We start from the raw sequence: 21,755 nt of genomic DNA on the forward strand, positions 1-21,755 counted from the left end.
AATTTTTGTTAAATTTTTTATAAGTGTAACTACAGAAGATGGATAGAGGGTACAAATGTATGGAAATTTTAAGGGCAGCAGGATTAAAGAAGTATTATCATACGGATTCTTATGAGGTACATGCGCTTGATGGAATTGATCTTTCTGTAGAGGAAGGAGAATTTCTGGCCATTATAGGGACATCAGGAAGTGGTAAAAGTACGCTTTTGAATCTGCTTGGTGGATTGGATGTGCCGACAGAAGGCGGCGTCTGGATCAGAGGAGAGAGCTTAAGAGATATGGAGGAAGAGGAGCGGACCATTTTCCGGCGAAGAAATATTGGGTTTGTATTTCAGCAGTATAATCTGATTCCGGTCATTAATATTTATGAGAATTTGGTTCTGCCGCTTCGGCTGGATGGAGCGGATTTAGATGAAGAGTTGTTGAAAGAGGTGACAGAACAGCTTCAGATTCAGGAATTGCTGGAACGGCTTCCGCAGACGTTGTCCGGTGGCCAGCAGCAAAGAGCGGCAATTGCAAGAGCGCTGATTAGCAAACCGGCGATTCTTCTGTGTGATGAGCCGACTGGCAGCCTGGATTCCGGGAACAGCAGGGAGGTAATCCGGTTGTTACAGACCTGCGCAAAGCGTTTTCATCAGACGGTGCTGTTGGTTACGCATCAGGAAGAGCTTGCGAAAATGGCAGATCGTGTTATTCGGATTACAGATGGAAAGGCGAAGGAGAGCGTGGTATGAGAAGAGAGAAACAAAGCCGCAGCCTTTCTGAGATCCGAATGCTTGCAAAGGCGTATGCAAAGGAGAATAAAGGAAGGAACTATTTATTGTTCCTGGCAGCAGTTATTTTTGTGGTTGCCTTTACTCTGATCTTTGGAATTGTAGATGGGAAGATAAAGGCAGAATATGAAAAAGCAATGCGGGATGCAGGAACCGAAGCTACCGTATGTATTCAAGACGCGGATCAGACTCAGTATCATGTAGCTGAGTCTCTTTCGTATGTAAAGGCGGCAGGAAGAAGCGCTGGTATTGGAGGTGCGGACTGGAACGAGACACCGGTCTGCGGAATTCGCGTGCTGGATCAGACGGCATGGGAGGAGATGATTGCTCCGGCTTGTCTGGAAGTTTTCGGGAAATATCCAAGAGGGAAACAGGAGATTATGATGCCGGTAGAAGCGTTGGAACGCATGGGGATTACACAGCCGAAGCAGGGGATGGAGATCTCCCTTACCGTGGATGTATCCTTATTTCGATCAGAGCAGGATACCTTTCACTTAAGTGGATGGTATACGAGCGCGGCCAAAGATGTGGGAAACAGATCTGTAGGCTACATATCAGAAGTAAAGTATCGGGAGTGGGGATACGATTTGGAGGAAAAAGCAGAACTCTGGCTGAAGACATCTAAGTATATGGGATGGAGAAAGACAGAGGAACGGCTATATCAAGATCTTCCCGTCAATCAGACAGAGCCTGGAGTGATGCTGGAAATTAAGGCACAGAACCCATATGCGTACAGCGCTGTTAATGAATTGATCGGAGGATACGAACTGGAGGTTCTCGGAGCCTTGGTTATTGTGACAGGGCTTTTCTTCTTGATTTATAATGTTATGCAAATTTCTATGGCAGGGGATATTCGGCAGATGGGACTTTTGCATACATTAGGAATGACAAAAAGACAGATTAGAAGTGTCTACTTCCAGCAGATTTTCAAGGCTCTGATTCCAGGAGTCCTGGCAGGTACGGCGCTTTCTATATTCTTATTAAAGGTTTGTATTCCAAGATTTTTGGAAAAATCCTATCTGGCGCATTATGGGGAAGTGGACAGAATAGACCTCTTTTCTCCCTTCCTTTTACTTTTCGCAGTTCTGCTGGCAGCGGCAGTAACGCTTATAGCATCGGGAATAGTCATTCATAAAGTGGTGAGAATGTCTTGTGTGGACAGCCTTGTGTATACACATTCTAAAAAGGTAAGGTTGGGAGAAAAGAGAAAAAGAAAATGGAAAAAGCGCGGTGTGGCAGGAGAACTTGTTTATATGGCATGGAGGAATATTACCAGATACCAAAGTCGTTTTTGGATGACGGTGCTTTCTCTTTTCCTGGGGATGCAGACCTTCCTTTGTGCCATTGTGATTATCAATGGAGCCGACTATATTCATGTAATAGAGAATCGCCCGGATGTCCTGATTGCCGGAGAATTCAGCGAAGGAGGACAAAAACTGGGTTACGGAATCGAATATCGCTCAAGAGATGCCGGGGAAGATCCAATGGAAACCAAAGGGGATCATTTTGAATTATTATATTCCAATGATTATGATGAATTTTCACCCATTTCGTCAAAGCTAAAAGAAGAACTTTTGAACCTTCCGGAAGTCGATAAAGAGAAGTCCTATGTAATGGAAGGAGCGTATCTACTGTCAACAACCTCCAGAAAAGGTGTGTCTCCGATGGATGATCATTACTCGAAAAATCAGAAAGAAAAAGAAGGAACCGGGTATGATTTTGATTCTGCTATGGTAGAAAGTGTCACTGCGGATGTGATACAGATTTTAACACAAGAGGAATTAAAGAGTTTGAAATCCTATGTAGAAAAACAGAATCTTCCGATTGATCTAAGAGCATTGGAAGAGGGAAAAGGCGCCATCATTCTCCATGACCACAGACTGTCTAAAGAACAAGAAGAACTGGCGAAGGAAAGTGTAGGAGAACCCTTGTATTTTACTGCCATGTGGTCAAAGGAAGAACGGGAGAAATGGCTGGCGAAGACGCAGGAAGAACGGGAACAGGAAGGAGAGGCGGAAGAAAGCAGGCGAAGAGGAATGGCATCAGAACCTTTGAATTTGGCGGGGTATTTGGACAATCGGGCTGAGGGGGTTCCACCCCTTAAGCAGACCTGGCATGGATCGGAAGGAAGTATTTATTATCTGATGAGCGAAAAAGGAGCAGAGAAACTTCCGACGAAGAAGAAAACGCTTTATATGGAATTGAACGCAAAGGAAGGTCAGGAAGAAGAATTAGAGGCGCAGGTTCAAGAGCTTTTAGAAGAAGAGAATCAAAGGAAGGAGCAGAAGGTGGTTCTGGGAATGGATGGAACAGAAACAAAGGAAGCAGGTGTATTCTGTATCTGTAAATCAGAGCTTCTGGCAAAGGCTTCTTCGTATATTGAGGGAAACAGACTCGTGTTAGGCTGTATCAGCCTTCTTCTTTTGGCAGCAGGATTTACGAATTATTGTAATGTTTGTATGACAGGAATCCTGGAAAGAAGAAAAGAGCTAAAGACGATGCGAAGTCTGGGGATAACAAAAAGGCAGATGTGGAAAATGCTGATGCTGGAAGGCGGCTTCTATGTTTTGATCGTAATCGGTCTGGTTTTGTCAGTTGGAAATGTGGTGCTTGCTTTGATCTGCAGGTACATGGAAGGAAAGTTATCGTATTTTACAGCTGAATATCCATATCGGTGGCTGATTTTCCTGGGTGCGGGAATGCTGCTTCTTAGCGAAGGGATTCTGTTTTTCCTGTTTGGGAGAAAGAAGCAGATTGCAAAAGAAGATTTGCATTGAGGAATGCTGCAGGGTATGGTATACTGACTAATGGTTTTGAAAACGGGTATAATTAGATATTAGGAGTGTATAACAGATGTCACAGATAAAGAATGAAGTGAAAGATCAGATAAAAAAGAGACGGACTTTTGCCATTATTTCCCATCCGGATGCCGGTAAGACGACGCTGACAGAGAAGTTCCTTCTGTATGGAGGGGCGATTAATCAGGCGGGAAGCGTCAAGGGAAAGGCAACAGCAAAGCATGCGGTATCCGACTGGATGGAGATTGAGAAGGAGAGAGGAATCTCTGTTACATCTTCCGTGCTGCAGTTTAACTATGACGGTTACTGTATTAATATTCTGGATACTCCGGGGCATCAGGACTTCTCGGAAGATACCTACCGTACGTTGATGGCGGCGGATTCTGCTGTAATGGTGATCGATGCATCCAAGGGTGTGGAGGCGCAGACCAGAAAGCTTTTTAAGGTATGTACGATGCGGCATATCCCGATCTTTACATTTATAAATAAGATGGACCGGGAAGCGATGGATACCTTTGAACTGTTGGATGATATTGAAAATGAATTGGGGATTGCGACATGTCCGATCAACTGGCCGATTGGATCAGGAAAGGACTTTAGAGGAGTCTATGACCGGGAAACGAAGAAGGTGGAGCTGTTCTCGGATACGAAGAAGGGAACGACCCAGGGCGAAGTAAAAAAGGTGGATATCAATGATCCTGAGATTTCATGGCTTATTAGTGATTCCCAGAAGCTGCAGTTAGAAGAAGAAATTGAACTGCAGGATGGGGCAGGTGCAGAGTTTGATCAGGAACTGGTAAGCAAAGGTGAATTATCCCCGGTATTTTTCGGATCAGCGCTTACCAATTTTGGTGTGGAGACGTTTCTTCAGCATTTCCTGAAGATGACATCTTCTCCGCTTCCAAGAAAATCGGATCAGGGAGAAATCAGCCCTATGGAGGAAGGAGACTTCTCCGCATTTGTATTCAAGATTCAGGCAAATATGAATAAAGCACACCGGGATCGAATTGCATTTATGAGAATCTGTTCCGGAGAATTTGAGGCAGGGATGGATGTGTTCCATATTCAGGGCGGTAAGAAGGTACGCCTTTCCCAGCCGCAGCAGATGATGGCAAGTGAGAGAAAGATGATTGAGAAGGCTTATGGCGGTGACATCATCGGCGTCTTTGATCCGGGAATTTTCTCCATTGGAGATACGTTGACCACTTCGCCGGATAAATTTGTCTACGAAGGAATTCCGACTTTCGCACCGGAGCATTTTGCACGTGTGCGCCAGGTGGATACTATGAAGAGAAAGCAGTTTATCAAGGGCATCAACCAGATTGCACAGGAAGGTGCGATTCAGATTTTCCAGGAATATAATACGGGTATGGAAGAAATTATCGTTGGCGTAGTTGGTGTGCTTCAGTTCGATGTGCTGAAATATCGTCTGGAGAACGAATACAACGTAGAGATCCGCATGGATAGTCTTCCATATGAATATATTCGCTGGATTGAGAATCCGGAAATCGATCTTGACAAGCTTTCTGGTACTTCTGATATGAAGAAAGTGAAGGATCTGAAAGGGCGTCCGCTTCTTCTGTTTGTGAATGAATGGAGCATTCGCATGACTCAGGAAAGGAATGAAGGGCTGGAACTGGCTGAATTTGGAAGATAAGGACTTTCCAAATCTTTGGGAATTTGTTATAATAATTAGAAGCGCAGAACCATACAGGAGGTTTAGATATGAGTAGAGAAGAGAGAAATACGTATACAATAAAAGATGATGCCCATATGGGAGAGATCAAGATTGCAGATGAAGTGGTTTCCATTATTGCAGGACTTGCAGCGATGGAAGTGGATGGTGTTGCTTCTATGGCAGGCAATGCAACCAGAGAATTGATTAGTAAGCTGGGAATGCGGTCTCTGTCAAAAGGGGTGAAAGTAGATGTCCTGGAAGGCATTGTAACCGCATCACTGGCGCTGAATCTGAAGTATGGCTACAGCATTAAGACGATTACAGCTAAGGTACAGGAGAAGGTAAAAGCATCCATTGAGAACATGACAGGACTGGAAGTTGCAGATGTGAATATCCGCGTTGCAGGCGTTGAGATACCGGAGGAAGTATAAGTGAAAAGGTCAGAATTAAGAGAACATATCTTCCGCGTACTGTTTGGAATTGAATTTAATACAGAGGCTGAGCTGCCGGAGCAGATGGAACTTTACTTTTCCCAGCTGGAACAGGCAGATGATACTGCCTTTGCATATATTCAGGCGAAGGCGCAGAAGATAGCAGATAAGACGGAAGAAATAGACAAACTTCTGAATGAACATACGACAGGATGGAAGACCAGCCGTATGAATAAGGTGGATCTTACGATTCTTCGTCTTGCCGTGTACGAGATGAAGTGGGATGAGGATGTACCGGTAGGCGTTGCGATTAATGAAGCGGTGGAACTTGCGAAGAAGTACAGCGGAGAGGAAGGACCGGCATTCGTAAACGGTGTGCTGGCGAAACTTGCAGAATAGTTGGGAGCGAGACGAAATGGCCGGGAATGTATATACCGTAAAGCAAGTGAACGCTTACATTAAGAATATGTTCACACAGGATTTTATGCTGAATCGCATCTATGTCAAAGGTGAGGTGTCGAACTGTAAGTATCATACATCAGGACATATATATTTTTCATTAAAGGATGAGTCCGGAACGATTGCCTGCGTTATGTTTGCCGGGCAGCGAGGCGGGCTCTCTTTTCATATGAGCGAAGGTCAGCAGGTAGTGGTGCTGGGCTCGGTCAGTGTGTATGAAAGGAGCGGATCCTACCAGCTTTATGCAAAGGAGATCCGTTTGGATGGAGACGGCGTGCTGTACGAAAGATTCCAGATGCTAAAGCGCGAACTGGAAGAGATGGGCATGTTTGCCGGGGAATATAAGAAGCCGATTCCTGCATATGCCAAGACTGTAGGTATTGTTACTGCACCTACCGGAGCTGCGATTCGGGACATTATGAATATTGCGGCAAGAAGAAATCCGTATGTACAGCTGATCCTCTATCCGGCTCAGGTACAGGGAACCGGAGCCAAGGAAAGCATTGTCCGGGGAATTCGGGTACTGGAAGCGTATGGCGTGGATGTGATGATCGTCGGAAGAGGAGGCGGCTCCATAGAGGATCTGTGGGCGTTTAATGAAGAAGAAGTGGCAAGAGCGATTTTTAATTGCCGGATTCCGGTGATTTCAGCGGTCGGGCATGAGACGGATACGACAATTGCAGATTATGTGGCGGATCTTCGTGCTCCGACACCTTCTGCCGCTGCAGAATTGGCGGTCAGCGATTATCGGCAGACGAAGGAACTTCTCAGAGAGTATGAGAGAAAAATGAGTCGGATGCTGGAACAGCAGATTCGGATCAAAAAGCTTAAGCTTCAGGAATTCCAGACAAAGCTTGGCTTTTTGCATCCAAGGTATCGTCTGCAGGAACGCCAGCAGCGCCTGGTGGATTTAGAAGATCGTCTGCGGCTTTTGATGGAACGAAGAATGCAGATGGCAAGACATAAGATGGCGCTTTATGCGGAACGTATGAAAGGACTGTCTCCGTTGGAAAAGTTGAGTCAGGGATATTCTTACGTAGCAGGAGAAGATGGAAAGGCTGTCAAAAGTATCACGCAGATCAGACCAAAGGAAGAACTGTCGATCTATGTGACGGACGGAGTCATTCGGGCATCCGTCAGAGAAATCAGGGAGGAAGAACATGGATAAAGTGATGAAACAGCAGGGAGAAGAGCTTTCCCTGGAGGCGATGTTTCAGCGTTTGGAGGAGACTGTAGGAACGATGGAGAGAGAAGATCTCTCTTTGGAAGATTCTTTCGCACTCTACCATGACGGAATGGAGATGCTGCGCCGATGCAGCAAGAAGATTGAGAGTGTAGAAAAACAGATATTGGTACTGGATGAAGAAGGAGAAACCCATGAGTTTGAACGATGATTTTCAGATACAGATGAAAAAGAAAGTAGAAGAGATCGAGGCGGTTCTTCAGGAGTATCTTCCCAGACAGAAGGGGGACCAAAGCGTCATTATGGAGGCTATGGGCTACAGTCTTCTGGCAGGAGGGAAGCGTTTAAGACCGATGCTGATGTGGGAGACCTATCGTCTGTTTGGAGGTACATCAAGGGCAATCCGACCGTTTATGGCGGCGCTTGAGATGATTCACACCTATTCCCTGGTGCATGATGATCTTCCGGCGATGGATAATGACGAATACCGCAGAGGCAGGAAGACGACCCATGTCGTCTACGGTGAAGATATGGGAATTCTGGCAGGAGACGCACTGTTAAACTATGCGTTCGAGACAGCGTTCCAGGCATTTGTGACGGATCCTGAGGAAAGCCTGATGATCGGAAGGGCTCTTCGCGTGTTGGGAAAGAAAGCAGGAATCTACGGAATGATCGGTGGACAGGTGATTGATGTGAAGGAGACCGGTCATGCAGTTTCAAAAGAGATTCTGGATACGATTTATGAGCTTAAGACGGCAGCACTTATTGAGGCGGCCATGATGATCGGTGCGATCATAGGCGGAGCAACGGAAGAAGAAGTAAGGATCACGGAGCAGATTGCGAAATACGTAGGGATCGCATTTCAGATTCAGGATGATATTCTGGATGTCACCAGTACAAAAGAAGTGCTTGGCAAGCCGATTCACAGCGATGAAAAGAATGAGAAGACAACGTATGTGACACTGATGGGAGTAGATGAAGCGGCGGGCAAAGTAAAGGAACTGTCGGATCAGGCAATCGACCTTCTTCATCAGCTGACAGGAGAGAACGAATACCTGGAACAGTTGTTGATTCAGTTGATTCACAGAGACAGATAGAAGAGAATCGAGAGGTTATCTGATAATGTTAGAACGGATACAAAAAGAGAATGATATAAAAAAACTAAGTGCAGAGGAACTGGAAGAACTGGCAAAAGAAATTCGCACATTTCTGATTGAAAAGATCAGTAAGACAGGCGGGCATCTGGCTTCAAACCTGGGTGTGGTGGAACTGACTATGGCGATGCATCTTGCTTTTGATCTTCCTTCGGACAAGATTATCTGGGATGTCGGACATCAGGCTTATACCCATAAGCTTTTAACGGGGCGAAAGGATGGATTTGATGATCTTCGCAAATATGGCGGTATGAGCGGGTTTCCTAAGAGAAAAGAAAGTGACTGTGATGCGTTTGATACCGGACATAGTTCTACGTCTATCTCAGCAGGTCTGGGATACGTTCATGCAAGAGATCTTAAGGGCGAGGACTACCGTGTGATTTCCGTGATCGGAGATGGTTCTCTGACCGGAGGCATGGCTTATGAGGCGCTCAACAACGCAGCATCCCTTCATACGAATTTTATTATTGTATTAAATGATAATCATATGTCCATTTCCGAAAATGTAGGAGGAATGTCTGCTTATCTGGCAAGACTTAGGACAGCAGACATTTATACAGAATTGAAAAAAGGAATTACGACGGCGCTTCATAAAGTGCCGGTAGTAGGAGATTCTATGATTGAACAGCTCCGGCGGACGAAGAGCAGCATTAAGCAGCTGGTGGTGCCGGGAATGTTCTTTGAAGATATGGGAATTACCTATTTGGGACCGATTCCCGGACATCAGCTTAGGACTCTTTATGAGGCATTTCAGGAGGCCAGGAAGATTGACGGGCCGGTGCTCCTTCATGTGATTACCGAGAAGGGAAAAGGATATGAGCCGGCAGAAAAGCAGCCTTCTAAATTCCATGGGGTAGGTCCCTTTAATGTACAGACGGGAAAAGTACTGGCAGATAAAGAGAAGGATACGTATACAGACGTCTTTGGCAAGGTGCTCTGTGATGAAGCAAAACGAATCCCTTCCCTTGTGGCGATTACGGCAGCTATGGCCGATGGGACCGGACTTGGTCTGTTTCGTCAGAAGTATCCGAAGCGGTTTTTTGACGTGGGAATTGCAGAAGAGCATGCGGTTACTTTTGCTGCAGGTCTTGCGGCAGGAGGAATGAAGCCGGTATTTGCGGTCTATTCGTCCTTTTTACAGCGGGCGTATGACCAGCTGATTCATGACGTGGCGCTTCAGAACCTTCCGGTGGTTTTTGCTGTAGACCGGGCAGGTTTGGTAGGAAGTGATGGGGAGACGCATCAAGGTATCTTTGACCTTTCCTATTTGAGCAGTATCCCCAATATGGTAGTGATAGCGCCGAAGCATAAGTGGGAACTGGCGGATATGCTGCGGTTCGCCCTTAGGTATGAGGGTCCGATTGCGCTTCGCTATCCACGCGGAACGGCATATGATGGTGGAGAGGAATATCGGGCGCCGGTGGTATATGGAAAGAGCGAAATGATCGAAGAAGAAAGGGGAATTGCCCTTTTAAGCGTAGGTCATATGTATGAAGAAGCGGTTCGTGTACGCGAGGCTTTGAAACAGAAAGGACAGTCATGTACGCTTGTGAATGCACGATTTGTAAAGCCGCTTGATACGGATATGATTGAGGCTCTTTCTGCAAATCATCGTCTTTTGGTGACGATTGAGGAAAATGTTCAGACCGGTGGCTTTGGCGAACATGTGGTGGAATATGTCTCCAGAAAAGGTCTTCCGGTGCGGGTGTTAACGCTGGCTCTTCCGGATGATTATGTGGAGCATGGAAGTATCGGTATGTTAAGAAGAGAGACCGGACTTGATAATGAGACGATGACAGAACGGATTTTAGAAGTATTCCAGAAGATAGAAGAGAAATGAAGCAAGGAGAACGAGAAAGAACGGTATGAAAGAACGATTGGATGTATTACTGGTAAAGCGGAATCTGGCTGCTTCCAGAGAAAAGGCAAAAGCAATTATTATGTCAGGAAATGTGTTCGTGGATGGGCAAAGAGAAGATAAGGCCGGAACAACATTCCCGGAAGAGGTTCAGATTGAAGTGCGTGGACATACGCTGCCTTACGTCAGCCGTGGAGGATTGAAGCTGGAAAAAGCAATCCATAATTTTGACGTCAGCGTAGACGGTAAGGTTTGTACGGATGTAGGATCTTCAACCGGAGGCTTTACAGACTGTATGCTGCAAAATGGAGCGAAAAAGGTGTTTGCTATCGATGTGGGACGGGGGCAGCTGGATTGGAAGCTTCGGCAGGATGAACGTGTCGTATGTATGGAAAAGACGAATATTCGATATGTGACGCCGGAAGATTTAGGCGAACCGATTGATTTTTCTTCTATTGATGTTTCTTTCATTTCACTTACAAAAGTTCTGCTTCCGATTCACGAATACCTGACCGAACACGGTCAGATTGTAGCGCTGATTAAACCACAGTTTGAAGCCGGACGGGAGAAAGTCGGCAAAAAGGGTGTTGTTCGGGAAAAGAGCACGCATTTGGAAGTGATTGATATGGTGATTCAGTATGCAATGTCTATTGGATTTGCCGTGTTGAATCTGGAGTTCTCTCCGATCAAAGGTCCGGAAGGCAATATTGAATATCTTGTGCATTTGGAAAAGTGCGGAGAATATGATAGAATAGCAGAGACAGTGGATATTAAGAAGACGGTAGACGAGGCATTTGCGACACTGGCAAAAAGTTAAAAAGGATCAGGCGAGATGGAAAGATTTCTAATTGTAACGAATGACGGAAAAGATGTGGATCATGCGGTTACCAGCAAGGTGAAAGAGACGCTGGAAAAGGCAGGGAAAATCTGTACGCTGTGCCAAAAAGATGCACAGAAAAATATCAGGAAAGATACGGTGCCGGAAGAACTGGACTGCGCCATTGTAATTGGTGGCGATGGAAGTCTGATCGAGGTGGCAAGGTTATTATGGAGCCGGGACGTGCCGATTATCGGAATTAATATGGGGACACTTGGCTATCTGACGGAGATTGAACTGTCTCATCTGGACGATGCGCTGGATCAGATCATAAAAGAACACTGCATGTTTGAAGAACGGATGATGGTAGAAGGGATCTTTGAAGATGGCAAGAAAGACATTGCGCTGAATGATATTGTGGTATCCAGAAAGGGACAGCTTCGGATTATTCATTTCCGGTTATATGTTAATGGAGAACTTCTGAATTCTTATGAAGCCGACGGCGTGATTATCTCTACGCCGACAGGATCGACCGCTTACAATTTATCCGCAGGCGGTCCTATCGTGGAACCTACCGCATCTATGTTTGTGATTACGCCAATCTGTTCCCATGCGCTTAATACCAGCAGTATTGTGCTGTCTTCTGAAGATGAGATTGAAATTGAAATCGGGGCGGGAAGAGAAGGTTCTCAAGAAGAGGTGTTTGTTACGTTTGACGGTGCGGATACGGTGGTACTAAAAACAGGCGACCGAGTGCGGGTTCGCCGAGCGGAAGCTTATACGAAAATTATGAAGTTAAGTAAGGTCAGCTTTTTAGAAACGCTGCGCAGAAAGATGAAAGGAAATTAAACCATGAAAGTGAACAGACATGCAAAAATTATTGAATTAATTAACAAATATCATGTTGAGACACAGGAGGAGCTTGCGGATTATCTGAATCAGGAAGGCTTTCATGTGACACAGGCAACGGTATCCAGAGATATCAGAGATCTGAAGCTTACAAAAGTCCCTTCTGAAAACGGAAAGCAGCGTTATGCCGTACATCAGGCGGCAGAAAATGGAATGAGTGAGAAATATATTCGAGTACTCAGAGATGGATTTGTATCCATGGATATGGCGCAGAATATTTTGGTTATCAAGACGGTATCCGGCATGGCAATGGCGGTTTGTGTGGCGATTGACGGTATGAAATGGAATGAGGTAGTGGGAAGTATCGCGGGAGACGATACCATTATGTGTGCGATCCGAAGCGTGGAGGATACAGTAGCGGTGATGGACAAGATCAGAAAGATTGTCTTATAGGAGGATAAATGTTACAGAATTTACACGTAAAGAACCTGGCTTTGATCGATGAAATCGAGGTGGAATTTCAGGAGGGGCTCAATATTCTGACAGGAGAGACAGGGGCCGGGAAATCAATTATCCTGGGATCTGTGAACCTTGCTCTTGGAGGAAAGTATCAAAAGGATATGATCCGCGAGGGAGCAGAGTATGGCTTTGTGGAATTGACATTTTCCATAGAGAAAGATGAGCAGATTCAGAAACTTCACAGGCTGGAAGTCTATCCGGAGGATGGTATGATTACGCTTTCCAGGCGCCTGATGCGGGGACGAAGTGTCAGCCGAATTAACGGAGAGACCGTTCCGATCAGTCTTCTTAAGGAAGTGGCAGAGATTCTGATTGATATTCATGGGCAGCATGAGCATCAGTCTCTTCTGTACAAAAAGAATCATCTGGGGATTACGGATGCTTTCGCTGGTGATTATATCGCGGAAGTAAAAAAGGATACAGCAGACGCTTATCATCAGTATAAGGCCTGTGAAAAAGAACTGAAGGAAAGTGTATCAGAAGAAGGAGAGAGAGCGAAGGAACTTTCTTTTCTTCAATTTGAAGTGGCAGAGATTCTGGATGCAGACTTAAAACCAGGAGAAGATGAAGAACTGGAGACGCTGTACCGCAGAATGTCCAATGGGAAGAAAATTGCCGATCAGACGGCGGAAGCTTACCGTTATACCAGTGAAGGGGAAGGAAGTGCAAGCGACGGATTAAGCCGGGCGATCCGTATGATGGCGGATGCGGCACAGTACGATGAACGGGCAGAAGAACTCTATGGACAGCTGGTAGAGGTGGATAGCCTGCTGAATGATTTTAATCGGGAACTTTCGGATTACAGTAAGAGTCTGGAATATTCAGAGGAAGAATTTTACGAGACGGAGAAGCGGCTCAATGAGATCAATCATTTGAAAACCAAATATGGAAGTACGTTGGAAGAGATTGCTACATACTGTAGAAAACAGGAGGAGCGGATCCGAATTTTGGAGGATTATGACCAGTATGTTCTGGGCTTGAAGGAGCGATGCAGGCAGGCCGAAGAGAAACTTTTGACTTCTTCAAAAGCGTTATCCTTAATTCGGAAAGAACAGGCTAAGATCCTGGAACAGGCAATTACAGAAGGATTAAAAGATCTGAATTTTGCGGATGTCCGTTTTCAGATTTCCTTTCAGGAGACCGCCGGATATACGGCAGACGGAATGGATGATGTGGAATTTTTAATTTCTATGAATCCAGGTCAGCCTTTGCGTCCGCTTGCGAATGTGGCTTCCGGTGGAGAGCTTTCTCGGATTATGCTGGCAATTAAGGCGGTGATGGCAGACCGAGATGAAGTAGAAACGCTGATTTTTGATGAAATTGATGTGGGAATCAGCGGAAGAACGGCACAGAAGGTGTCTGAGAAGATGGCGGTCATTGGACGGAAACATCAGGTGATCTGCATTACCCATCTGGCGCAGATTGCGGCGATGGCAGATTGTCATTATTTGATTGAAAAAACAGCTGGTTTTTCCGATACCAAAACGACGATTCGACAGCTTGGGGAAGAAGAGTCGATGATGGAACTTGCGAGAATCCTTGGAGGAGCAAAGATTACGGAGACGGTAATTGAAAACGCAAAAGAAATGAAAGAACTCGCAAAACATACAAAATAAACCAGTGTAAATATCAGGAATTGTTCACATAATAAGATAGATATCCGAAAGATGGATATCTATCTTTTTTAGTGAGGTGAACCAAGATGAGAAAGTACTGGTATCGCAGAATATTAATTATGATTACAGCTTTCACTGTTTCGGTGGGCGGAAGTTATTATCTGATTCAATTTCAGCAGAAGAAGCTGCAAAAGGAAGTAAGCGCAGGTATGTCAGAAGGGCAAATGTTAATTCCGGGAGGAATGCCGATCGGTATTTATCTGGAGATGGAGGGAGCTATGGTGCTGGGAACAGAGGCTGTGACGGATGTTAATGGTATGAAGTGCGAGCCGGCAGAACACCTTCTTAAGTCTGGAGATTATATTTTAGCGCTTGACGAACAAAAGATTCGCAATAAGGCAGAACTTGTGGATGCGGTGAAAGAGATTGATAAAGAAGAAGTCGTACTGAAAGTACGCCGTCAGGATCGAATGATGAATGTAAAATTAAAGCCTGTCCGATGTGACAGCAAAGAATATAAACTGGGTGTTTGGGTAAGAGATAATGCGCAGGGACTTGGAACAATTACATTTCTTAATGCGGACAGTAGATTCGGAGCACTTGGACATGGGATCCATGATGTAGATACCAGCGGTTTATTAGCAATTCAAAGCGGTCGTGTCTATGAGACCAGCATCAAAGATATCCAGAAGGGAAAGAGCGGGACTCCTGGTGGTATGGAGGGGATTATTGTCTATAATAACTACAATATGCTGGGAAGTATTGAACAGAATACAGATTGTGGAATCTTCGGGAAAATTGATCGGATTGATGCGTTATTTACCGACCAGACGCTGATGGAGGCGGCAAAGACGCAGGAGATTCAGGAAGGTCCGGCTTCTATCCGCTGTGCAGTGGAAGGAAAGGTTAAAGAATATGAGATTCGTATCACAAAAATCGACAGAAGCACGAAAGAAGTCAATAAAGGTCTGGTGCTGGAAGTGACAGACCCCAAATTACTGGAAGTAACGGGCGGAATTGTACAGGGGATGAGCGGAAGCCCAATTCTTCAGAATGGAAAAATTGTGGGAGCAGTAACCCATGTATTTGTACAGGACTCTACAAAAGGGTATGGAATTTTTATTGAAAACATGTTGGATTATGTCAAATAAGAATAATTATGTCGATAACGGTCAGGTTTTTACGACAGCAATTTCTTGAACTCGCCAGGGCGGGATTATATAATCATTCTCGACGGTTTTTATTAGAGAGAGGAGGAAATAAATAAAATGGACGCGATTAATGTGGCAATAGCTGACGACAATGAGAGGATTCTGGATCTGCTTGGCGAAATTGTGAGCAGTGACAAGGAACTAAATCTGGTCGGGAAGACAAATAATGGGGAGGATATGTACCGGTTGATTAGGGAGAAGGAGCCAGATGTGGTGCTTTTGGATCTGATTATGCCGAAGATGGATGGTCTAAGTGTCATTGATATGGTGAATAATGATAAGGAGTTAAAGAAACAGCCGGATTTCATTGTGGTGACAGCAGTCGGACAGGAGCGGATCACGGAAGATGCATTCAAGAAAGGGGCTAGTTATTACATTATGAAGCCATTTCACAATGATGTGGTGGTGAACAGAATTAAGAGCGCAAATCAGATGATTCGCCATGAAATGCGCTATTTAGGGCATTCTGCCTGTCAGGCGGCTCCTGTGCCGGAAATGAATTTGGAGACACGAGTAACGGATATGATCCATGAGATCGGAATTCCGGCTCATATTAAGGGGTATCATTACCTTAGGGATGCTATTATGATGGCGGTTGAGGATATGGATGTGTTAAATGCCATTACCAAGGTGTTGTATCCGACGGTGGCAAAGATGCATCAGACAACTTCAAGCCGTGTGGAACGTGCGATTCGTCATGCCATTGAAGTGGCATGGAGCAGAGGGAAGCTGGATACTCTGGATGAATTGTTTGGATACACGGTGAGTAATGGAAAAGGAAAACCGACTAATTCTGAATTTATCGCATTGATTGCAGACACGATTCGTCTGGAATATAAAAATAGATAACCCTTTTCTTCTGAAAAAAAATACGCTATAATAGTGGTATATAGTGGGAATGGGAGGGAAAGAAGCTATGAAAAAAATACTTTTTGCGACTTCAGAGGCGGTACCATTTATAAAGACTGGAGGACTTGCGGATGTAGCAGGATCCTTACCGAAAAATTTTGACAAAGAAAAATATGACGTACGTGTGATGCTTCCTAAATACATGTGTATGAAGGAAGAGTGGAAAGAAAAACTGGTTTATAAAACCCACTTCTATATGGATCTTAACTGGAGAACCGAATATGTGGGTGTATTGGAATTAGAATACGAAGGAATTACATTCTATTTTATAGATAACGAATATTATTTTAACGGATTTGCGCCTTATGGAGACACTTATACAGATATTGAAAAGTTCGCTTACTTTTCCAAGGCGGTCTTAAGTTCACTTCCAGTGATTGATTTTAGACCGGATATTATTCACTGTCATGATTGGCAGACAGGTCTGATTCCTGTGTTTTTGGATAATTTCCGTTATGGGAATGAATACTATCGGGGAATCAAGACGGTGATTACCATACATAACTTAAAGTTCCAGGGTACCTGGGATCCGAAGCGGGTTAGAGATATTACGGGACTTCCGGAATATTATTTTGCACCGGATAAACTGGAGGCTTACAAGGATGCGAACTATTTGAAGGGTGGAATCGTGTATGCGGATCGGATTACGACGGTCAGCAATTCTTATGCACAGGAGATTCGTACACCGTTCTATGGAGAACGTCTGGATGGACTTATGAATGCCCGTGCTAATTGCTTATCAGGTATTGTGAACGGTATTGATTACGATGAATACAATCCGGCGACGGATCCGCATATTGTGAAAAATTATTCTGTAGAGAATTTCAGGAAAGAGAAGATTAAGAATAAAACGGCGCTGCAGGAAGAGCTTGGACTTGCTAAGGATCCTAAGACGATGATGATCGGAATTGTCTCCAGACTGACGGATCAGAAAGGATTTGATCTGGTAGCTTATATTATGGATGAACTGTGTCAGGATGCAGTCCAGATTGTGGCGCTTGGAACCGGTGAAGAACGTTATGAGAATATGTTCCGTCATTTTGACTGGAAGTATGCAGACAAGGTATCTGCCAATATTTATTATTCTGAGGCAATGTCTCATAAGGTGTATGCAGCCTGTGATGCATTCCTGATGCCGTCTCTGTTTGAACCATGCGGGCTGAGTCAGTTAATGAGCCTGCGCTACGGAACAGTTCCGATTGTCCGTGAGACAGGCGGCTTAAAAGATACGGTCGAGCCATATAATGAATTTGAGAAAAAGGGAACCGGATTCAGCTTTGCCAATTATAATGCCCATGAGATGCTGGGAACGATTCGTTATGCGGAACGGATTTATTATGACAAGAAGCGGGAGTGGAATAAAATTGTGGAGCGCGGCATGAATGCAGATTTCTCATGGAAAACTTCCGCAAAACAGTATGAAAAACTTTATGATGAAATGTAGACAAATTCGCCAGATCCTTGTAAGATAGATAACATGTATCTGATGCGACGGGAAACATGGCAAAAAGCAGCAGATCGGACTAAAGAAGTAAGAGGTGAAGGACATGAAGATCAGAGACTTATTAAAAGACAGTAACCCGCACATTTCTTTTGAGGTATTTCCGCCAAAGACGGATGCCGCATACGAGAGTGTGATGAAAGCGACGGAAGAGATTGCAGCTTTGAAGCCTTCCTTTGTAAGTGTGACTTACGGAGCCGGAGGAGGAACCAGCAAGAACACAGTGAAGATTGCTTCTCATCTTTCCAATGATCTGGGGGTCACCAGTCTGGCGCATCTTACCTGTGTATCGTCTACAAAGGAAGAAGTACATCGGGTGATTGAGGAGTTAAAAGAGCAGAAGATAGAGAATATCCTGGCTCTTAGAGGTGATGTCCCGGCAGACGGGGAGTTCCCTCTTCCGAATCATTATCGCTACGCCAGTGAACTGATTGAAGATATAAAACGCCAGGGAGATTTCTGCATTGGCGCTGCCTGCTATCCGGAAGGACATACGGAGACAGAGCATAAAAAAGACGATATCCAAAATTTGAAACATAAAGTTGACTGTGGGGTAGACTTTCTTACGACACAGATGTTTTTCGATAATAATATCCTGTATAATTTCCTGTATCGAATCCGGGAGAAGGGAATTACAGTTCCGGTGCTGCCTGGAATTATGCCGGTAACGAATGGAAAGCAGATGAAGCGGATTTGTGCATTGTCCGGAACTGTTCTGCCGGAGCGTTTCCGGGCTGTGGTAGACCGGTTCGGAGATGATCCAAAAGCAATGCAGCAGGCGGGAATTGCATATGCGACAGATCAGATTATTGATTTGATTGCGAATGGAATCAATCATATTCATATTTATTCTATGAACAAGCCGGAGATTGCAGCAGCAATTATCCGGAATCTGTCAGAGATTGTAAAACCATAGAAAGGCAGAATGCATGGATACAAGAACGAAGGAAGCGATTCGTTACTTGGGGTATGGTAGACATGCGGTAGATGATGAGACGCTGCGGCTGATCAGAAGTTCCTTTCAGGAACTGGATCAGGCAGCGGACTTCAGAATCATCTATCGCATTTTTGATTTAAACCGTAAGGAAAACGAATCTTTAGAAATCGGAACGATGAAAGTGACAAGCAAAAGCTTAAATCGAAACTTAAAAGGCTGCGAGCAAATCGTGCTTCTGGGGGGGACTTTGGGTACAGGAACAGATCTTTTGCTTCGCAGATATACACTTACCGATATGGCAAAGGTGGTCGTACTGCAGGCCTGTGCGGCGGCGATGTTGGAAGAGGAATTGGATATCTGGCAGGAGGCAAGAAAAGAAGAATGGAAAGAAGAAGGATGGTATCTTCGGCCGAGATTCAGCCCTGGATATGGAGATTTCTCAATCTGCCATCAGTCAGAGATTCTTCGCATGCTGGATGCGTCTAAGTCCATTGGCCTTACTTTGACAGATGCGGGGATGCTGACGCCAACCAAATCGGTGACAGCGCTGATAGGGAGAAGCAGAACAGACGCTGCATGCCACAGACAAGGGTGTGAGGCCTGTGAAAAGGCTGATTGCCAGTATCGAAGATAAGTATTGTAAACAGAGAGATACTGCAAAGGAGAATACGGATGATAAGAGAACGACTTGGAAAAGAATTATTATATTTTGATGGCGGTATGGGAACCCTTTTGCAAGCAAAAGGATTGAAACCAGGAGAGCTGCCGGAGACATGGAACCTGACTCACCCAGATGATATCGTAGACATTCACCGACAGTATTATGAAGCTGGCAGTGATATTGTACTTACGAATACGTTCGGCGCTAATGCATTGAAGTTTCAAGGAACAGATTATGCATTGAAGGATGTAGTGGAAGCGGCGGTTCATCATGCAAGAAAAGCATCAGAGTCAGGAGTGACAGACAAAAGAGAGGTCTATATTGGTCTGGATGTAGGGCCGACAGGGAAGCTTTTAAAACCTATGGGCGATCTTGATTTTGAAGAGGCTTATGAAGCGTTTGCAGAGGTGATGCGTTATGGAGAAGAGGCGGGCGTAGATTTCATTCATATTGAGACTATGAGCGATACGTATGAAGTGAAGGCGGCAGTACTTGCAGCAAAAGAGCAGACAAGTCTGCCAGTTTTTGCAACCATGATTTTCGATGAGAAAGGCAAACTCTTAACGGGAGGAGATGTGCCGGCGGTGGTAGCGCTTTTGGAAGGGCTTCGGGTCGATGCGTTAGGAATCAATTGCGGCATGGGACCAGAGCAGATGCTTCCGATTTTGAAAGAAATTCTGACATATACGTCGATTCCTGTGATTGTAAAACCGAATGCGGGGCTTCCAAAACAGAAAGACGGAGAGGTCTGGTATGATGTGGATCCGGCACAGTTCGCTGGTTTTATGGAAGAGATTGCAAAAGAAGGAGCCTGTGTGATTGGAGGGTGCTGCGGAACAACACCGGAGCATATTAAAGCAATGACGGCACAGATTCAGCGAAATCAGTTAAGGCCGCCAGTTAAAAAGGATCTAACCGTGGTGTCTTCTTATGGAAAAGCGGTTGTCTTAGGAGAGAAACCGATCATTATCGGAGAGCGAATTAACCCGACAGGAAAGAAAAAGTTCAAGCAGGCATTAAAAGAACACGATCTTGATTATATTTTAAGAGAAGGTATCATTCAGCAGGATAATGGAGCACATATTCTGGACGTCAATGTAGGGCTTCCGGATATTGATGAATCGGCGATGATGTGTGAGGTAGTGCAGGAACTTCAAAGTATTATTAATCTTCCGCTTCAGATTGATACGGTAGATCCAAAGGCCATGGAAGCGGCTATGCGGATCTATAATGGAAAGCCAATGATTAATTCAGTTAACGGCAAACAGGAATCTATGGATGCTGTATTTCCGTTGATTCAACGCTACGGAGGAACCGTGGTAGGATTGACGATTGACGAGAATGGTATTCCTGCTACGGCCAAAGGACGGGTGGAAATAGCAGGAAAGATTATCCGGGAAGCAGAAAAGTATGGGATTGATAAGAAAGACATTGTGATCGACGTCCTTGCTATGACCATCAGTTCAGAACCGGAGGGGGCCAAGATTACGCTGGATGCATTAAAACAGGTGCGAAAGCAGTATGGGGTCCGTACCGTTCTTGGAGTATCCAATATTTCCTTTGGGCTTCCTTATCGTCCGGCAGTCAATTCCAACTTCTATACGCTTGCTATGTACAATGGTCTAAGCGCCGGAATCATCAATCCTTCTTCTGAAGATATGATGCGTTCCTACTATTCTTACTGTGCGTTGATGAACTATGACCAGAATTGTGAGGCATATATTAGACAATATGGAAACAGGCAGGTGGATGTGACGGTAAAGAGCCAGACAGAAATTACACTTCGGGAAGCTGTTGAGAAGGGGTTGAAAGAAGAAGTCAGGAATGCAGCCAGAGAATGTCTGAAAGGACAAAGCCCTCTGGAAATTATCAATACACAGATGATCCCGGCGCTTGACGCGGTGGGCAAAGACTTTGAAAAAGGGACCTTGTTCCTTCCGCAGCTTTTGATGAGTGCGGATGCTGCAAAGATAGCATTTACAGTACTTAAGGAGGCGTTGTCGGAATTGGGAGAGACAGAAGAAAAGAAGGAGAAGATTATTCTTGCGACGGTGAAGGGAGACATTCACGACATTGGCAAGAATATTGTGAAAGTCCTGCTGGAAAATTATGGATTCGATGTCATTGATCTTGGAAAAGATGTAGCTCCGGAGGTGATTGTTGAAGTGGCAGTCCGTGAACAGGTGCAGCTGGTAGGGCTAAGTGCTCTGATGACAACCACAGTTGTCAGTATGGAAGAAACCATTTTACAGTTGCGAAAATCCTGTCCGGAGTGTAAAGTGATGGTAGGCGGCGCTGTACTTAACCAAGAATACGCTGATATGATTGGAGCTGATTATTATGGAAAAGATGCTATGCAGTCAGTCTATTATGCACAGCAACTGTTTGGAGAATAAGAGCT

The 21,755-nt window shown here is 44.9% G+C and carries 19 protein-coding genes; all 19 read left to right on the plus strand.

Going from position 1 to position 21,755, the window contains the following annotated elements; all coding sequences use genetic code 11:
* Positions 1 to 59 precede the first annotated feature (59 nt).
* The 19 genes from WKT00_RS01990 to WKT00_RS02080 all read left to right on the plus strand — a co-directional run bounded on the left by WKT00_RS01990 (position 60) and on the right by WKT00_RS02080 (position 21,750).
* Positions 60 to 734: an ABC transporter ATP-binding protein gene (locus WKT00_RS01990; protein ID WP_340260607.1), complete on the plus strand. Its 675-nt coding sequence runs from the start codon at positions 60 to 62 to the stop codon at positions 732 to 734.
* Positions 731 to 3,550, plus strand: a complete 2,820-nt coding sequence (locus tag WKT00_RS01995) for an FtsX-like permease family protein (RefSeq protein WP_340260609.1) — start codon at positions 731 to 733, stop codon at positions 3,548 to 3,550. Before WKT00_RS01990 ends, WKT00_RS01995 begins: the two co-directional genes overlap by 4 nt.
* 76 nt (positions 3,551 to 3,626) lie before the next feature.
* Entirely contained in the window at positions 3,627 to 5,228 is a 1,602-nt protein-coding gene (locus WKT00_RS02000; RefSeq protein ID WP_101694397.1) for a peptide chain release factor 3, read from the plus strand.
* 68 nt (positions 5,229 to 5,296) lie between these two features.
* The gene (locus WKT00_RS02005; RefSeq protein WP_340260612.1) at positions 5,297 to 5,680 is read left to right on the plus strand and encodes an Asp23/Gls24 family envelope stress response protein; all 384 of its coding nucleotides are present in this window, start codon (positions 5,297 to 5,299) and stop codon (positions 5,678 to 5,680) included.
* On the plus strand, positions 5,681 to 6,079 hold the full coding sequence (gene nusB / locus WKT00_RS02010) for a transcription antitermination factor NusB (protein WP_101694395.1): 399 nt from the start codon (positions 5,681 to 5,683) through the stop codon (positions 6,077 to 6,079). It abuts the gene before it with no gap.
* Positions 6,080 to 6,095: 16 nt separating this feature from the next.
* The gene (gene xseA, locus WKT00_RS02015; protein ID WP_101694394.1) at positions 6,096 to 7,307 is read left to right on the plus strand and encodes an exodeoxyribonuclease VII large subunit; all 1,212 of its coding nucleotides are present in this window, start codon (positions 6,096 to 6,098) and stop codon (positions 7,305 to 7,307) included.
* The gene (gene xseB, locus WKT00_RS02020; RefSeq protein WP_101694393.1) at positions 7,300 to 7,533 is read left to right on the plus strand and encodes an exodeoxyribonuclease VII small subunit; all 234 of its coding nucleotides are present in this window, start codon (positions 7,300 to 7,302) and stop codon (positions 7,531 to 7,533) included. The genes xseA and xseB overlap by 8 nt, the downstream gene beginning before the upstream one ends.
* The gene (locus tag WKT00_RS02025; protein ID WP_340260620.1) at positions 7,517 to 8,419 is read left to right on the plus strand and encodes a polyprenyl synthetase family protein; all 903 of its coding nucleotides are present in this window, start codon (positions 7,517 to 7,519) and stop codon (positions 8,417 to 8,419) included. The genes xseB and WKT00_RS02025 overlap by 17 nt, the downstream gene beginning before the upstream one ends.
* A gap of 25 nt (positions 8,420 to 8,444) precedes the next feature.
* Positions 8,445 to 10,316: a 1-deoxy-D-xylulose-5-phosphate synthase gene (dxs, locus tag WKT00_RS02030; RefSeq protein WP_101694391.1), complete on the plus strand. Its 1,872-nt coding sequence runs from the start codon at positions 8,445 to 8,447 to the stop codon at positions 10,314 to 10,316.
* A gap of 25 nt (positions 10,317 to 10,341) precedes the next feature.
* A complete protein-coding gene (locus tag WKT00_RS02035; RefSeq protein WP_173814225.1) occupies positions 10,342 to 11,151 on the plus strand; it encodes a TlyA family RNA methyltransferase in 810 nt (269 codons plus the stop codon).
* A gap of 15 nt (positions 11,152 to 11,166) precedes the next feature.
* Positions 11,167 to 12,000: an NAD(+)/NADH kinase gene (locus WKT00_RS02040; protein WP_101694389.1), complete on the plus strand. Its 834-nt coding sequence runs from the start codon at positions 11,167 to 11,169 to the stop codon at positions 11,998 to 12,000.
* A gap of 3 nt (positions 12,001 to 12,003) precedes the next feature.
* Complete coding sequence (gene argR / locus WKT00_RS02045) at positions 12,004 to 12,453, plus strand: arginine repressor (protein WP_101694388.1); 450 nt, start codon at positions 12,004 to 12,006, stop codon at positions 12,451 to 12,453.
* A gap of 8 nt (positions 12,454 to 12,461) precedes the next feature.
* Positions 12,462 to 14,135, plus strand: a complete 1,674-nt coding sequence (recN, locus tag WKT00_RS02050) for a DNA repair protein RecN (RefSeq protein ID WP_340260625.1) — start codon at positions 12,462 to 12,464, stop codon at positions 14,133 to 14,135.
* Between the two features lie 86 nt (positions 14,136 to 14,221).
* Positions 14,222 to 15,286 (plus strand): SpoIVB peptidase, encoded by a 1,065-nt coding sequence (gene spoIVB / locus WKT00_RS02055; RefSeq protein WP_340260627.1) that lies wholly within the window; start codon positions 14,222 to 14,224, stop codon positions 15,284 to 15,286.
* Between the two features lie 117 nt (positions 15,287 to 15,403).
* Positions 15,404 to 16,195 carry a sporulation transcription factor Spo0A gene (gene spo0A, locus WKT00_RS02060; RefSeq protein WP_101694385.1) on the plus strand — a complete coding sequence of 264 codons (792 nt, stop codon included), beginning with the start codon at positions 15,404 to 15,406 and terminating at the stop codon, positions 16,193 to 16,195.
* A 67-nt stretch (positions 16,196 to 16,262) separates the two neighbouring features.
* Entirely contained in the window at positions 16,263 to 17,699 is a 1,437-nt protein-coding gene (gene glgA, locus WKT00_RS02065) for a glycogen synthase GlgA (RefSeq protein ID WP_101694384.1), read from the plus strand.
* 103 nt (positions 17,700 to 17,802) lie between these two features.
* Positions 17,803 to 18,672 carry a methylenetetrahydrofolate reductase [NAD(P)H] gene (metF, locus tag WKT00_RS02070; RefSeq protein WP_101694383.1) on the plus strand — a complete coding sequence of 290 codons (870 nt, stop codon included), beginning with the start codon at positions 17,803 to 17,805 and terminating at the stop codon, positions 18,670 to 18,672.
* Between the two features lie 13 nt (positions 18,673 to 18,685).
* Positions 18,686 to 19,327, plus strand: a complete 642-nt coding sequence (locus WKT00_RS02075) for a vitamin B12 dependent-methionine synthase activation domain-containing protein (RefSeq protein WP_101694382.1) — start codon at positions 18,686 to 18,688, stop codon at positions 19,325 to 19,327.
* Between the two features lie 38 nt (positions 19,328 to 19,365).
* On the plus strand, positions 19,366 to 21,750 hold the full coding sequence (locus tag WKT00_RS02080; RefSeq protein WP_340260631.1) for a homocysteine S-methyltransferase family protein: 2,385 nt from the start codon (positions 19,366 to 19,368) through the stop codon (positions 21,748 to 21,750).
* Positions 21,751 to 21,755: the final 5 nt, after the last annotated feature.

It is taken from the genome of Dorea sp. ICN-14282, from assembly GCF_037890115.1.
Taxonomy (GTDB): Bacteria; Bacillota; Clostridia; order Lachnospirales; family Lachnospiraceae; genus Dorea_B; species Dorea_B phocaeensis.